The organism is Micromonospora sp. NPDC048894, assembly GCF_040649765.1.
In the GTDB taxonomy this organism is placed as follows: Bacteria; Actinomycetota; Actinomycetes; order Mycobacteriales; family Micromonosporaceae; genus Micromonospora; species Micromonospora antibiotica.
The window spans coordinates 354,617-369,914 of the sequence record NZ_JBEZFY010000003.1 but is presented as its reverse complement, the minus strand read 5'-3'; the positions used below and the strand labels follow the sequence as shown (position 1 = coordinate 369,914).

11 protein-coding genes are annotated in these 15,298 nt (G+C 70.8%); 3 read left to right on the top strand and 8 right to left on the bottom strand.

All coding sequences use genetic code 11. From position 1 onward, the window contains the following. Window position 1: 1 nt before the first annotated feature. The 7 genes from AB0C22_RS08595 to AB0C22_RS08565 form a co-directional block, all read right to left on the bottom strand. Window positions 2-985, bottom strand: a complete 984-nt coding sequence (locus AB0C22_RS08595; protein ID WP_219462882.1) for an aldo/keto reductase — start codon at window positions 983-985, stop codon at window positions 2-4. After that, window positions 982-1,845 (bottom strand): amidohydrolase family protein, encoded by an 864-nt coding sequence (locus AB0C22_RS08590; protein ID WP_255597622.1) that lies wholly within the window; start codon window positions 1,843-1,845, stop codon window positions 982-984. Before AB0C22_RS08590 ends, AB0C22_RS08595 begins: the two co-directional genes overlap by 4 nt. Then, window positions 1,842-2,603 (bottom strand): SDR family NAD(P)-dependent oxidoreductase, encoded by a 762-nt coding sequence (locus tag AB0C22_RS08585; protein ID WP_219462885.1) that lies wholly within the window; start codon window positions 2,601-2,603, stop codon window positions 1,842-1,844. The genes AB0C22_RS08590 and AB0C22_RS08585 overlap by 4 nt, the downstream gene beginning before the upstream one ends. Window positions 2,604-2,691: 88 nt before the next feature. After that, complete coding sequence (locus AB0C22_RS08580; protein ID WP_208566745.1) at window positions 2,692-3,930, bottom strand: mandelate racemase/muconate lactonizing enzyme family protein; 1,239 nt, start codon at window positions 3,928-3,930, stop codon at window positions 2,692-2,694. 1 nt (window position 3,931) lies between these two features. After that, the gene (locus tag AB0C22_RS08575) at window positions 3,932-4,759 is read right to left on the bottom strand and encodes a carbohydrate ABC transporter permease (RefSeq protein WP_208566746.1); all 828 of its coding nucleotides are present in this window, start codon (window positions 4,757-4,759) and stop codon (window positions 3,932-3,934) included. Continuing rightward, window positions 4,759-5,736: a sugar ABC transporter permease gene (locus tag AB0C22_RS08570; RefSeq protein WP_357534278.1), complete on the bottom strand. Its 978-nt coding sequence runs from the start codon at window positions 5,734-5,736 to the stop codon at window positions 4,759-4,761. Before AB0C22_RS08570 ends, AB0C22_RS08575 begins: the two co-directional genes overlap by 1 nt. A gap of 4 nt (window positions 5,737-5,740) precedes the next feature. Beyond that, window positions 5,741-7,009, bottom strand: coding sequence for an extracellular solute-binding protein (locus AB0C22_RS08565; protein ID WP_219462889.1), 1,269 nt, complete (start codon window positions 7,007-7,009; stop codon window positions 5,741-5,743). A 152-nt stretch (window positions 7,010-7,161) separates the two neighbouring features. Here AB0C22_RS08565 and AB0C22_RS08560 point away from each other — a divergent pair, with 152 nt between their 5' ends. From AB0C22_RS08560 to AB0C22_RS08550, 3 genes are all read left to right on the top strand, one after another. Beyond that, complete coding sequence (locus AB0C22_RS08560) at window positions 7,162-7,926, top strand: FCD domain-containing protein (RefSeq protein WP_219462891.1); 765 nt, start codon at window positions 7,162-7,164, stop codon at window positions 7,924-7,926. A gap of 583 nt (window positions 7,927-8,509) precedes the next feature. Further along, window positions 8,510-10,264 (top strand): family 43 glycosylhydrolase, encoded by a 1,755-nt coding sequence (locus AB0C22_RS08555; protein ID WP_357534469.1) that lies wholly within the window; start codon window positions 8,510-8,512, stop codon window positions 10,262-10,264. 128 nt (window positions 10,265-10,392) lie between these two features. Further along, window positions 10,393-12,732: a beta-L-arabinofuranosidase domain-containing protein gene (locus AB0C22_RS08550; protein ID WP_357534275.1), complete on the top strand. Its 2,340-nt coding sequence runs from the start codon at window positions 10,393-10,395 to the stop codon at window positions 12,730-12,732. 273 nt (window positions 12,733-13,005) lie between these two features. On the opposite strand, the gene AB0C22_RS08545 is transcribed toward AB0C22_RS08550, so the two are convergent. Continuing rightward, the gene (locus AB0C22_RS08545) at window positions 13,006-15,111 is read right to left on the bottom strand and encodes a family 43 glycosylhydrolase (RefSeq protein WP_219462895.1); all 2,106 of its coding nucleotides are present in this window, start codon (window positions 15,109-15,111) and stop codon (window positions 13,006-13,008) included. Between the last annotated feature and the right edge of the window lie 187 nt (window positions 15,112-15,298).

Here is a 15,298-nt window from a genome sequence, read left to right as displayed (position 1 = left end):
ATCACGCCGCGGCCGGGTCGAGCAGCCCGGCGGCCCGCAGCGCCGGCCACAGCGCCGCCGGGACGTCGGCGTCCGCGCGGGTCAGCGCCTGCGTGACCTGCGCGCGGTTGCGCAGGCCGACGACCGTCGAGACGACTGCGGGAGGGGAGCGGACGAAGGCGAGCGCCGCCTGCGGCAGGGTGACGCCGTACGCCTGGCAGACGTCGGCGATCCGGTGGGCCCGGTCGATCAGCTCCGGTGGGGCCTGTTGGTAGTTGTAGGTGGCGTCGGCCGGGGGCCGGTCCTGCGACAGCAGGCCGGAGTTGTAGACCCCGGCGATGACCACGCCGACGCCCCGGCGTTCGGCGGCGGGCAGCAGGTCGGCCAGCGCCCCCTGTTCCAGCAGGGTGTACCGGCCGGCGCACATCACCACGTCGACGTCGGTCTCCTCGACGAACCGGGTGAGCAGGTGGGACTGGTTCATGCCGGCCCCGATGGCCCCCACCACGCCCTGGTCGCGCAGCTCCACCAGGGCGGGCACCGCCTCGGTGGCGGCCTGCTCCCAGTGGTCGTCGGGGTCGTGCAGGTAGACGACGTCGATCCGGTCCAGGCCGGTGCGGGCCAGGCTGGACTCCAGCGAACGGAGCACGCCGTCGCGGCTGAAGTCCCAGACCCGCCGGTGGTCGGCGGGCACGTCGAAGCCTTCCGGGTCGCGCCGGTGGGCGTCCTGCGGCGACGGTACGAGCAACCGCCCGACCTTCGTCGACACCACGTACTCGTCGCGCGGCCGGGTACGCAGCGCCGCGCCGAGCCGCCGTTCGGACAGGCCGAGCCCGTAGTGCGGTGCGGTGTCGTAGTAGCGCAGGCCACCCGCCCAGGCGGTGTCGACGGCGGCGGTGAACTCCTCGTCGGTGGTGGCCCGGTAGAGGTTGCCGGCCTGCGCCGCGCCGAAGCCCAGCGCGGTGAGGCGTACCGCCGGTCGGCGCGGCAGCGGGCGGGCGTTCACGACGGCTCCAGTCGGTAGACCCGCCGGGCGGTGTGCCGCCAGATCGCCGCCCGCTCATCGTCGCCGAGCGGGTCCAGCAGTCCCGCCAGCGTGTCGACCCAGCGTGGGTAGGAGCTGGCGAGCAGGCAGACCGGCCAGTCGGAGCCGAACATCAACCGGTCCGGGCCGAACGCGTCGAGGGCGTGTTCGACGGCGGGGCGCAGGTCCTGCGGTGTCCACGGTGCCCGGTGCACCTCGGTGACCAGGCCGGACAGTTTCGCCGTGGCGTTGGCCGCGCCCGCCAGGGCGTGCAGGTCGCGGGCCCACCCGTCGAGGTCCGTCCCGCCCAGCGCCGGTTTGCCGAGGTGGTCCAGGACGAACCGCACCTCGGGCAGGTCGCGGGCGAGCCGACCGGCCGCGCCCAGTTGGTGCTGCCGCACCAACAGGTCGAAGGCGAGACCGGCGGCGCCCACCGCGGTTATCCCCCGCCGCACGTCGACCCGGTCGAGGAACGCCGGGTCGGGCTCGTCCTGCACGGAGTAGCGGACGCCGACCAGCAGGTGGCCGCCGCGCGCCGCCCGCAGCCGGCCCAGTCGTTCGGTGACGTCCGGGGCCGTGACGTCCAGCCAGCCGACGACCCCCCGGATGAGCGGATCGTCGGCGGCGACGCCCAGCAGGTCCACCGTCTCCGCCTCGGTGGAGTTGGCCTGCACCAGGACGGTCCCGGTGACCCCGACGGGACGGGTGACCCGGGCCAGGTCGGCCGGGGTGAAGTCGGCGTCGATGGCGGCCATGGTGGCCGGGTCGATCCAGGGTTGCGGGTGCCGGGCCCGGACCCAGAGGTGGTGGTGGGCGTCGACGGTGCCGGGCGGTGCGCTCATCGGCCCAACCATCCGCCGTCGACGGGCAGGACGATGCCGTTGACGTAGTCCGACGCCGGGGAGGCCAGGAACACCGTGGCGCCGGCGAGGTCGTCGGCGTTTCCCCACCGGCCGGTCGGGATGCGGGCCAGGATGGCCCGGTCGCGTTCCGGGTCCTCGCGTAGCGCCCGGGTGTTGTCGGTGGCGATGTAGCCGGGGGCGATGGCGTTGACGTTGACCCCGTGCGCCGCCCACTCGTTGGCCAGCGCCCTGGTCAGCCCGGCGATGCCGGACTTGGAGGCGGCGTATCCGGGGACGGTGATGCCGCCCTGGAAGCTGAGCAGCGACGCGGTGAAGATGATCTTTCCGTGGCCCCGGGCCACCATCGCCCGGCCGATCTCCCGACTCAGCACGAACTGGCTGGTCAGGTTCACCTCGATGACGTGGTCCCACATCTCGTCGGGGTGCTCGGCCGCCGGGGCACGGGCGATGGTGCCGCCGTTGTTGACCAGGATGTCGACCGGGCCGAGGTCGTGCAGGTCACCGACGAGCCGGCGGACCGCGGCCCGGTCGGCCAGGTCGGCGCGCAACGCGGTGAACGAGCGGCCCGCCGCGCGTACCCGGCGCTCCACCTCACTGCCGGTGGCCTCCAGCTGCGCCGAGACCCCGATCACGTCGGCGCCCGCGACGGCCAGCGCCTCGGCCATGGCCAGCCCGATGCCCCGGCGTGCGCCGGTCACCACGGCGGTCCGGCCGGACAGGTCGAACAGGGCGCTCACCGGTGTGCCTCCACCAGCTCGTCGGGCCGGTGGTGCCGGGCGCGGTGGCAGACCACTGCCTGCATGCGTACTCCCTCGTGGGTCGGGGTCAGTTCCTGACGGCGGACGGCAGGCCGTCGTGGTGGTGCGCCGGGGTGCCGGGCAGCGGCGTGACGTACCGCTGCGGCCCGGCGACGATCTGGTCGTTCTCCGCCAGCAGCCGGCGTCCGGCCCGTTCCGGCCGCACGTTGGGTCCGTCGGGTGTGGGCACGTCCGAACGGCGGGGATGGGTACGGATCTCCTCCTCGGCGACCGTGACGCCCAGGCCCGGTGTGTCGCCGAGGACGAACGCCCCGTCCTCGACGTACAGGTCACGGGTGATCCCGACCGGGGGCCGGAGGTCCTGTAGCTCGCTGACCAGGTGGTTGGGCACCGACGTGGCGGCGTGCAGCAGCCCCACGGGGCTGTTGCCGATCGGGCTGACCGGCAGGTCGTAGGCGTGCGCCAGGGCGGCCACCCGCAGGAAGTGGGTGACCCCCCAGACCGCGGCCATCTGCACGATGTCCACCGCCGCCGCGGCGATCAGCGGCCGGTACTGTTCGAGGCCGGTGAGGTTCTCCCCGGTCGCGACCGACGCCCGGATACCGCGACCGACGACGGCCAGGCCCTCGGCGTCCCACCGTCGGACGGGTTCCTCGATCCAGACGAGGTCCAGGGTACGTTCGAGTTCGCCGACGTGCCGGACGGCCTGCTTGCGGGTCCACGCCTCGTTGACGTCGAGCATCAGGCCGGGGCGCTGCCCCCGACCGGCCTCGGTGAGCACGTCCCGGACCACGTGCAGCCGGTGCCGGTCCCGCTCGATGTCCAGGCCGCCCTTGAGCTTGGCGGCCCGCAGCCCGTGTCGGGCGTAGACCGTGTAGGCCGCCACCAGCTCGTCGTCGTCCAGGCCGATGTCGAGGCCGGACGCGTACGCGGGCACCCGCCGGTCGCGTCCGCCCAGCAGCCGCCAGAGCGGTTGCCCCGCCGACTGGGCCTTGATGTCCCACAGCGCGGTGTCCAACGCCCCGATCGTGCCGAACACCGTGCCGGCGTGGCCCGCCTTGAAGGTCTGCCGCAGCATCCGGTCGTAAAGGGTGGTCACCGCGCGGGGGTCCTCGCCGTCGATCGCGGCGAAGATCCGTTCGAGGTCGGTGTGCGGTCCGAGGCCGACCCCGGTGATGCCCTCGTCGGTCTCGACCACGATGATCGGCACCGTGGTCACCCCGTCGGTGAAGACGCCGTTCGCGTCGCCGACGGGCCGACCCCACTCCTGCACGGTGGTCAGGGTCCGGTATCCGGTGATCCGCATGTCAGCCCTTCGTAGCACCGGCGGCGACACCGTCGGCGATCTGACGCTGGAGAAAGAGGTAGATCACCAGCACGGGTACGGCGGCGATCAGCACCCCCGCGGCGAAGGTGGGGATGTCGGCGGAGTACTGCCCCCGCAGCGAGGTCACCCCGACCATCAGGGTCCGGTGCTCGGCCGAGGGCATCAGCAGCAACGAGATCAGTACGTCGTTCCAGCAGAACAGCGCGTTGAGGATGCCGACCGACAGCAGGGCCGGGGCGCCCAGCGGCAGCATGATCCGCCGGTAGACACCGTAGACGTCGTTGCCGTCGATCCGGGCCGCGTCGATGATCTCCGGGGGTATGGTCCGGTAGTAGCTGGTCATCAGGAAGATGGTGAAGGGCAGGAACTGCGCCACGTAGGCGAGCACCAGCCCCGGGTAGGTGTCGACGAGACCGGCGTCGGACATGATCCGCGCCAGCGGCACCATGATCACCTGGAACGGCACGAAGAGCGCCGCGAGGCAGCACAGGAAGAGCACCGACGAACCCCGGAAACGCAGCTGGCTCAACGCGAAGCCGGCCATCGACCCGAACAACAGCAGCAGGAGCACCGAGACCGTCACCACGACCACCGAGTTGGTCAGGTAGCGGGCCATCCCGACGCTGTTCCACGCCGCCGCGACGTTGTCCCACCGCAGGGAGTCCACCAGCGAGAAGCGGTCGAGGACGTAGTCGCGGCGGGTCTTCATCGCCACGTTGGCGGTGAAGACCAGGGGGTAGACGGTCGCCAGGGCCAGCACGGCCATCGGCAGGGCCAGCAGCCACCGACCCCACCGGACACGGGACATCACGCCTCCCTCACCGCCCGCCGGAGCAGGCTGATCTGCAGCAGCCCCACCACGAGCATGATGAGGAAGAGCACCGTCGAGGCGGCCGAGGCGAGCGCCGGCCGGTTCATCTGGCCCTGCTGGATCCAGATGTAGTACTCCGGCAGGTAGGTCGACCCCTCCGGGCCGCCGCTGGTCATCACGTAGAGCAGGCCGAACATGGAGGTCAGCATCCCGATCATCGTGGTGACGAAGACGAACTGGATGGTGCGGGCGAGGCTGGGCACGATCACGTGCCGGACGGTCTGGGGCAGCGACGCGCCGTCGACCCGGGCGGCGTCCAGCAGCGAGGCGTCCAGGGTGGCGAAGCCGGCGAGGAACACCACCAGCGCCATCCCGAAGGTCGCCCAGACGTGCACCCCGACCACGACGAACATCGCCACGTCCGGGTCGCCGAGCCAGTCCACCGGCCCGATGCCGACCCCGCCGAGCAGGGCGTTGAGCGGGCCGTCGAAGGCGAGCAGCAGGTTGAAGATGGCCCCGACGATGACCGGGGACAGCACGGCCGGAAAGAAGTAGACGCTGCGGTACAGCCGGTGCCCGGGGACCCGCAGGTAGATGAGGGTCGCGAGCAGGCCGGGGATCGCCACCGCCACCGGCAGCAGCAGCACGAGCAGCCCGACGTTGCCCAGCGCGTCCCGGAACAGCGGGTCTCCGAGCAGCTCCCGGTAGTTGTCCAGGCCGACCATCAGCCCGTCACGGTCGCCGTCACCGGTGAAGGAGAAGTTGACCCCGAGCAGCAGCGGCCAGAACCGCAGCAGCGCGAGGATCAGCAGGGCCGGGGCCAGCAGCACGAAGGGGGCGAGCCGTTCCGCCCGGCGGCCACCCCGGCCGCGCCGCGAGACGGCGGGGGCGGGGGGTACGGATCTCGGCGGCGTCCCGCCGGCCCGGCCGGTCGGGGCCGGACGGACCGACGGTACCGCCTCGGGAACCGGCACGGGGTCAGCCGGCCTGATCGGAGGCGGCCAGCTGCTTCACCGCCTCGTCGACGCTGATCGAGCCGCTCAGCAGTTGCTGGGAGAGCCGGCCCATCAGCTCCAGGGTCTTGGAGGAGAGCGCCACGTGCAGGGCGGGCTTGCCGGCCTTGAGGTCGGCGACGATGGTGGCCACGGCCGGGCCGCCCTGGGACACGTCGATGGTGGTGTCGGCGGCGATCGCCCCGGCGTCGGCGTAGAAGGACTTCAGCGCGTCGGTCGAGGTCAGCGAACGCACCAGGTCGGCGGCGACCCTGGGGTCCTTGGTCCATCTGGCGACCCCGTAGCCGATGCCGCCGTCGTAGGGCAGGCTCGGGGTGGCCCCGGGTACGACGACGGGGGCGCGCATCACGCCGAGCTTCTCGGCGGTGAGGAACTCGCTGAAGTCCTTCCAGTGTCCGACGTCCGACATCAGCCCGATGACGTGGGCGGCCTTCGCGGACTGGAAGATCGCGAAGGAGTCGTTGAACATCGCCGTCGAGTTCGCCCCGTCGCTGTTCAGCTTCGCGTCCTGGGCCTCCTTCCAGAGCGCGAAGATCCGCTTGACGTGCGGCGATGTCCAGTCCCGCTTGCCGGCGATCCAGTCGTCGTACTCCTGCGCGCTGAACACGCCGGAGCCGAAGGCGGAGAGGAAGAACTGGATGCCGTAGCCCTCCTTGTTGCCGAGGGCGAGGCACTTCGCGCCGGTCTGCCGGGTGATGGTGGCGCAGTCGGCGAGGAACTTCGACCAGGTGGTGGCGGGGCTGGCGGGGTCGAGGCCGGCCTTGTCGTAAAGAGCCCGGTTGTAGTAGATCGGGTGGCCCTGCAGCGTCACCGGGGCGGCGTAGGTCTTGCCGTCCTTGGTGAACGCGTCCCAGCCGGCGAGCCGCTGCCGGTCGTCGGTGAGGTACTCGTCCAGGGGCAGCAGCGCGTCCGCCCGGTCCCGGATCTGGCCGCCCCCGTTGAACAGCATCACGTCCGGCCCCTTGCCGGCCTGGATCGCCGTGCCGAGCAGGGTGTAGTACTGCTCGAAGGGCTGGGCGACGAACTCGACGGTGACGTCGGGGTGCTTCCTGGCGAAGTCGGCCTTCGCCTTCTCCAGGTACGCCCGGGCGGACGCCTCGCCGGACTTCCAGTCCCAGACGACCAGCTTCCCGTCCGCCCCGCCGGACGGGGAACGCGTCCCGCCGGCGCTCCCGCAGCCGGCCAGCGCCAATGCCGCGACGAGAACGGCTGACCACACTGCTCGGTGCTTCATCGCTGCTCACTTTCGACGTCGGCCGACCCCGCTGAATCGAGACACTTGGATTGACGAGAAAGTAACTCGTATGACGTATGACGTCAACACTGGGACGTAGAATTCGCCGCAGGCAGGTCGTGGCGCGGTCCGCGGAATCCACTGGAGGGGACATGACGGCACGGGAGATCACCCTGAACACGGCAACGCCCCCGAGCTGGGCACGACGACCCGCCAACCTCGCGACCGCCGTCACCGCCGAACTGGTGGGACGCATCGTACGCGGAGTTCACCCGCCCGGCGCCCCACTGCCTCCCGAGCCGGCGCTGTGCGAGGCGTTCTCGGTGAGCCGCACGGTCGTCCGGGAGGCCGTGAAGATCCTTCAGGAGAAGGGCCTGGTGCAGGTCCGCCAGGGCAGCGGCACCATCGTCACCCCACCGTCGATGTGGGACATGCTCGACGAACTCGTGCTCTCCGCGACGATCGCCGAGGACGACAGCCTGACCATTCTCGACGACCTGGTGGCCACCCGGCGGGTGCTGGAGTCCGACATGGCCAACGTCGCCGCCCGGCTGGCCGACCAGGAGACCGTCGACCGGCTGCGTGCCCTGGTCGACCGGATGGACGAGCTGGTCGACGACCAGGTCGCCTACCACGAGCACGACCGGGCGTTCCACGACGTGATCATGCAGGCGTCCGGCAACCGGATCGCCAGGGGCGTGGTGCGGTCACTGGAGAGCCAGGTGGTCAACACCGCCCGCTACATGGGCCGCTCCGAACGGGCGCTGTGCGTGGCCTCCAACCGGGGACACCGGCGCATCTACGAGCGCATCGCGGCCCACGACCCGGACGGCGCCGCCGCGGCCATGGTCACCCACATCACCGAGGCCTGGCTGGTCCGGCGCGGCGGACCGGACACCGGGCGATTGGTGCGCTGACCCCCGGCGGCGGGTGGATCACCCGTCGCTCCCGCCCGGCGGACCGGGCCCGCAGGGGGACCCCGATGACGCCCGCGTAACCAACGAACGTCAATGGCTTGCGGGTGTTAACGATAACAAGATACCGTCGGCCGCGGGAGCGAAGGGCACGCCTCCCCCGCTCCACCCCCGGGATCCGGGCGGCGGAGCGGAGTGCGGGCACGGGCGACGTCGGTGGGACACCTCCGGGCACCTCCGTGGACGCTGCGCGCCGCCGGGTCGCATCGACACCTCGACACACCCGGATCCCCCGGCGCACGTCGTCCACCGCCACCGTGGGGTCCTGACACGACCGCGCGCCGACTGCGGTGCCGTCCCTGGCAGGCCGGGAGCGCGATCGCCGACCGTGACGCCACACCCGCGTACCCGCACGGCGGGCAGTCCGGACGAGTCCCGACAGCACCGGCTCACCGGCCGGGGCGTCGGCGGAGTCCGGGCAGGCCACCGAGGCGTGACGCCCCACGACACGCATCGCCCATACTGGGAGGTACTGGTGAAACCCGCACTGCCACCCCTGACCCGACTGCGGCGCTCCTTCGCCTGGTTGACGGCCCTGCTCCTGGTCTCGACCCTGCTCCCGGCCGGCACCGCGAAGGCCGACAACCCCATCGTCCAGCACATCTACACCGCCGACCCGGCCCCGCTGGTGCACAACGGCCGGGTGTACCTCTACACCGGCCACGACGAGGACGGCTCGACCTGGTTCACCATGAAGGAGTGGCGGGTCTGGTCCTCCGCCGACATGGTCAACTGGACCGACCACGGCTCGCCGCTCAACGTCGGCACCTTCAGCTGGGCGAAGGCGGACGCCTGGGCGGGCCAGGTCATCGCCCGCAACGGCAAGTTCTACTGGTACGTGCCGGTGACCGCGAAGTCGACCAACTCGATGGCCATCGGGGTGGCGGTGAGCGACAGCCCCACCGGCCCGTTCCGGGATGCCATCGGCCGCCCGCTGGCGGCCAACGGCGAGATCGACCCGACCGTCTTCATCGACGACGACGGGCAGGCGTACCTCTACTGGGGCAACCCCAACCTGTGGTACGTCAAGCTGAACGCCGACATGATCTCGTACTCCGGCAGTGTCACCAAGATTCCGCTGACCACCGCCGGATACGGCACCCGCAACGGCAACGCCACCCGACCCACCCTCTACGAGGAGGGCCCCTGGGTCTTCAAGCGCAACGGAACCTACTACAACGTCTTCGCCGCCGAGTGCTGCAGCGAGTTCATCGGCTACTCCACGGCGCCCGGCCCCACCGGGCCGTGGACCTACCGGGGCACGGTCATGCCCCGCCAGGGCGGCAGCTTCACCAACCATGCCGGAATCGTCGACTTCAACGGCGGGTCGTACTTCTTCTACCACAACGGCGCGCTGCCCGGCGGTGGCGGCTACACCCGGTCGGTCGCGGTGGAGAAGTTCACCTACGGCACCAATGGCACCATCCCGACGATCAACATGAGCAGCACCGGCGCACCGCAGATCGGCACGCTCAACCCGTACGTGCGGCAGGAGGCCGAGACGATCGCCTGGGGCTCCGGCATCGAGACCGAGGCGTCCAGCGAGGGCGGGATGAACGTCGGCTTCATCGAGAACGGCGACTACATCAAGGTCAAGGGGGTCGGCTTCGGTACCGGTGCGACGTCCTTCAACGCCCGGGTGGCCTCGGCCGGCAGCGGCGGCACCATCGAGGTCCGGCTGGACAGCACCACCGGCACCCGGGTGGCGAGCTGCTCCGTGCCGGTCACCGGCGGCTGGCAGAACTGGCAGACCGTCTCCTGCCCGGTGTCCGGCGCGACCGGCACCCACGACATGTACCTGCGGTTCACCGGCGGCAGCGGCACCCTGTTCAACGTCAACTGGTGGCAGTTCAACGGCAGCGGCACCACCCCGACGCCCACCCCGACCGCGACGCCCACCACGACGCCCACCGCGACCCCCACCCCCACCCCGACGACCCCGGCCCCGACGACGCCGGCTCCGACGACCCCCTCCGGAACGACCTGCGCGGCCACCAACACCGTGGTCAACACCTGGCAGGGCGGCTTCGAGGGCAAGCTGACCATCACCAACGGGTCCGCCCCGATCACCGGCTGGCGGGTGAGCTTCACCCTGCCCAGCGGGCAGACGGTGGCCCAGGCGTGGAACGGCACCCTGACCCAGCAGGGCAACCAGGTGACCGTCACCAACGCCGCCTACAACGGGCAGCTCGGAGCCGGCGGCTCCACCACCGTCGGCTATATCAGCTCGACCACCGGCAGCAACCAGCCACCGACCGACCTGACCTGCACCCCCGCGTGACCCCGTCGCGCGGCTGACAGTCGCGCCGGCCCGCTCCGCCCCACCGGGGCGGGCCGGCACCCCACCACCGACACCCACTACTCACCCGGACGGGCGCCAGCCCGTGATCCGGTCCACTGGAGGTTCCCATGTCCCCGTCCCTCAACCGACGCCAGCTTCTCCAGGCCGCCGGCGCCACCGCGCTCGTCTCCGCCGCGGGTGGCACCCTACTCGGATCCGGGCCGGCCGCCGCGGCGCTGGTGGTCCCCCCGGCCCGATCGGACCTCGGTGTCTCCGCGTACCCGTTCGAGCTGGGGCAGGTCCGGCTGACCGCCGGCCGGCTGCTGGACAACCAGAACCGGACACTGAGCTACCTGCGGTTCGTCGACGTCGACCGGATGCTCCGCAACTTCCGGGCCAACCACCGCCTCGGCACCAACAACGCCGCCTCCAACGGTGGCTGGGACGCGCCGTCGTTCCCGTTCCGCACCCACATGCAGGGGCACTTCCTGACCGCCTGGGCGCAGGCGTACGCGGTGCTGGGCGACACCACCTGCCGGGACAAGGCGAACTACATGGTGGCCGAGCTGGCGAAGTGCCAGGCCAACAACGGTGCTGCCGGATTCACCGCCGGTTACCTGTCCGGCTTCCCGGAGTCGGACTTCTCGGCCCTGGAGGCCCGCACGCTGTCCAACGGCAACGTGCCCTACTACTGCATCCACAAGACCCTCATGGGGCTGCTCGACGTGTGGCGCTACATCGGCAACACGCAGGCCCGCTCGGTGCTGCTGGCGCTGGCCGGCTGGGTCGACACCCGCACGTCGCGGCTGAGCTACAACCAGATGCAGTCGATGCTGGAGACCGAGTTCGGCGGCATGAACGAGGCGTTGACCGACATCTACCAGCACACCGGCGACGGGCGCTGGCTGACCGTCGCCCAGCGGTTCGACCACGCAGGCGTGTTCAACCCGCTCGCCAGCAACTCCGACCAGCTCAACGGCAAGCACGCCAACACCCAGGTGCCCAAGTGGATCGGCGCGGCGCGGGAGTTCAAGGCGACCGGCACCACGCGCTACCGGGACATCGCCAGCAACGCGTGGAACATGACCGTCAACGCGCACACCTACGTCATCGGCGGCAACAGCCAGGCCGAGCACTTCCGGCCGCCGAACGCGATCGCCGGGTACCTGACCAACGACACCTGCGAGCACTGCAACACCCACAACATGCTCAAGCTGACCCGGGAGCTGTGGCTGCTCGACCCGAACCGGGTCGCGTACTTCGACTTCTACGAGCGTGCCCTGCTCAACCATGTCGTCGGCGCGCAGAACCCGGCCGACGGGCACGGCCACGTCACCTACTTCACCCCGCTCAAGCCGGGTGGCCGACGGGGCGTCGGGCCGGCCTGGGGCGGCGGCACCTTCAGCACCGACTACAACTCGTTCTGGTGCTGCCAGGGCACCGGCATCGAGGCCAACACCAAGCTGATGGACTCGATCTACTTCTACAACGACACCACGCTGACGGTGAACCTGTTCGTTCCGTCGGTGCTGACCTGGTCGCAGCGCGGGATCACGGTCACCCAGAGCACCAGCTACCCGGCGAGCGACACCAGCACGCTCACCCTCTCCGGGTCGATGAGCGGCTCGTGGAGCATCCGGGTCCGCATCCCGGCCTGGGCCACCGGCGCGACGATCGCCGTCAACGGCGAGACGCAGAGCGTCGCCACCAACCCCGGCAGCTACGCCACGGTCACCCGCACCTGGGCGGCCGGCGACACCGTCACCGTACGGCTGCCGATGAAGGTCGTCGTGCAGCCGAGCAACGACAACGCCAACGTCGCGGCCCTCATGTACGGCCCGGCGGTGCTGGCGGGCAACTACGGCAACACCGGCCTGAGCGCCCTGCCGTCGTTGAACGCCTCGTCGGTGACCCGGACGAGCACCAGCACCCTGGCGTTCACCGCCACCGCGAACGGCTCCACGGTCAACCTCGGACCGTTCTACGACGCCCACGGCTTCAACTACACGGTCTACTGGAACACCAGCGGTGGCAGCAACCCCGGTGGTGCCAGCTCGCGACTCGTCAACGTCGGCAGCGGCCTGGTCCTCGGCATCCAGAACATGTCCACCGCCGACGGCGGGCTCGCCCTCCAGTGGGGTGACACCGGCACCGCCGACCACAACTGGGTGGTGGTGACCGACGGCGACGCCGTCCGGTTCCGCAACGTCAACAGCGGCAAGGTCCTCGGCGTGGAGAACATGTCCACCGCCGACAACGCCCGCGTCCTGCAGTGGGCGGACAACGGCACCGCCGACCACCGCTGGGTCCTGCTGAACCAGGGTGACGGCACCTACAAGATCCGCAACGTCAACAGCGGGAAGCTGCTCGGCATCCTCAACGGCTCGACCGCCCAGGGCGCCCAGGCCGTACAGGACTCCGACAACGGCAGCGCGGACAACCGGTGGCGGATCGTCGCCAACCAGTAGCGGTTGGCCTGGACCGGCCGCAGGTCCGCCACCGCCGGCGAGACGGCGGCGGACCTGCGGCCTGACGAATGGGGCTGCCCCGATCGGGGCAGCCCCATTCCGTTTGCCCCTGAACCCGGCACGGACCGGAGCCCGGCACGAACCGAAGCCGGCACGAACCCGGAGCCGGCACGAACCGGAGCCTGGCCGCCGGGGCCGCCCGTGCCGACCGGGTCCGCTGGGCGGTCCGACGGTACGGGCGGCCCCGGCGTCTGCCGGCCGCGACCGGGTGGGTCAGGGGGTGGTCAGCTGGAACTGGCGGATCGTGCTGGTGCCACCGAGGGCCTGGGTGGCGTGGTTGAAGATGGCGAAGCGGTAGCCCATGAAGAACTGCCAGTTGCTGTCGAGGGTGAGCGCGTTACCCAGGGCGGTGAAGTTGGTGCCGTCGGTGCTGTAGGAGAACCGGGCCTGCCGGCCGGAGCCGGGCCGGATGTCGGCGGTGGCCCGTAGCCAGATGCGTCCCCCGCTGACCGGGGCGGAGGCGATCTCCGAACCGGTGTTGGTGGTCCGCCAGCTGCCGTCCATGGTGAGGTTGTTGGTCATCGACACCCGGGTCGCGCCGTTGTCCCGGCGGACGCCGATCCAGGCCGACGAGTTGCGCAGCACCGCCAGCCCGGTCCGGTCGCCGTCGCGCAGCGCCGAGTAGTCGAGTTCGACGGTGGCGGTGGAGGTCGGCCCCTGGATCCGGTGGGTCACCGTGTTCCGGGCGCTGTAGAGGTCGTTGGTGACGGTGGCGGTCTGCAGGCGCAGGCCGTTGTTCACCGACCACTTGGTGTTGTCCGGGTTGTGGTTCCACTCCCACTGCGGGCCGAGGGTGCTGCCGCTGAAGGTGTCGGTGCCGGTCAACGGCTTGACCGGTCGGGTCGGCAGCGGGTTCGGGTACGACGTGCCCCAGCCGCCGTTGACCGTCTGGATCTGCGGCCAGCCGTCGGCGGTCCAGGTGATCGGGGCCAGTGCCGGCACCCGCCCACCGGGGTAGGCGTCCACGAAGGACATGTAGTACCACTGGCCGGCCGGGGTCTGCACCAGACCGCCCTGGTGCGGCACGCCGCCGCCGGAGATCGGGCCGGGCATGTTGAGCAGCACCTGCCGCATCTCGTACGGGCCGAACGGGCTCGACGACTTCAGCACGTACTGGCCGTTGGCCGGCCGGGTGAGCCAGATGTAGTAGCTGCCGTTGCGCTTGTAGAACCGGGCCCCCTCCAGGGTGCCCACGCTCGACGGGGTGGAGAAGACCTGCTGGCTGCGGACCTCGCTCTTGCCGTCGGCGGACAGCTGCGCGACGCTGATCTGGCTGTTGCCGTAGGCGACGTACATGGTGTCGTTGTCGTCGACCAGCATGCCGGCGTCGTAGTAGCACTTGTTGATGGTGGAGTGCTGGTTCCAGGCCCCGTCGACGGCGGCGGCGGTGTAGATGTAGGTCTTGGCGAAGTCGATGCAGCCGGCCCAGTAGTAGGTGCGGTTGCTCGGGCGGTAGTTCAGCGTCGACGCCCAGATCCCGTTGACGTACGCCCGCCCGCCGGACATGTCATACTTCGCGCCGAAGTCGAGCTTGGGCACCGAGTGCCCGGCGAACTCCCAGTTGACCAGGTCGTAGGAGCGCAGGATCGGGGCGCCCGGCGAGTAGTGCATGGTCGAGGCGGACAGGTAGAACGCGTCGCCGACCCGGATGATGTCGACGTCGGCGAAGTCCTGCCACACCACCGGGTTGGTGAACGAGCCGCTCGCCGGTGGCGTGGTGGGTGGCGGCGTGGTCGGGGTGCTGCCGCCGTCGACGCGGACGAGCTGCCACTGCTGGTTGGTGCCACCCCAGTCGGAGTACTGGACGATGTTGCCGCCGTCGGCGGTGGAGGCGTTCTGCACCTCGACCGCCTTGCCGCTGTTGCGGTTGAGCAGCCGGACGTAGCCGTCGGCCGAGTCGGCGAGCCGGAACTGCTGGTTGGTGCCGTTGCCGTCGGTCCACTGCACGATCGCCGCGCCGTCGGCGGTGGAGAGGTTGTAGACGTCGAGGACCTTGCCCGAGAGCCGCGACTTCAACCGGTAGTAGCCGCCGCCGGAGTCGACGAACTGCCACTGCTGGTTGGTGCCGTCGCCGCGGGTCCACTGGGTGATCCGCGCGCCGTCGTTGGTGGCGAAGTTGTACACGTCCAGCGCCTTGCCGCTGTTGCGGTTGACCAGCACGTACCAGGCGGTGGTGTCCACCGTCGCCGCCGCCGCGCCGGTCGACTGGACCACGACGAGACCACCGCCGACCAGCAGCGTCAGCAGGGCGGCGACGACCCGTGACCACCAGCCGCGCCGTCGCCGGACCGCGATCGGCACCTCTCCCATGGCTACCATGACCCTCCCTCACCAACGGTCGATCGACGGGGGCCCTGGGTCCGGCCCGGGGCCACCGTCGTCGCATTGTTCGAAGCCTGCCGATGTCAACGTTCACCTCGGCGGCGCGTCCGCGATGGCGCACGACGCGGTACAGCGACAGGTCGGGGGTGCCGACCAGCCGCTGCGGGAACGGCTTCAGCTATCC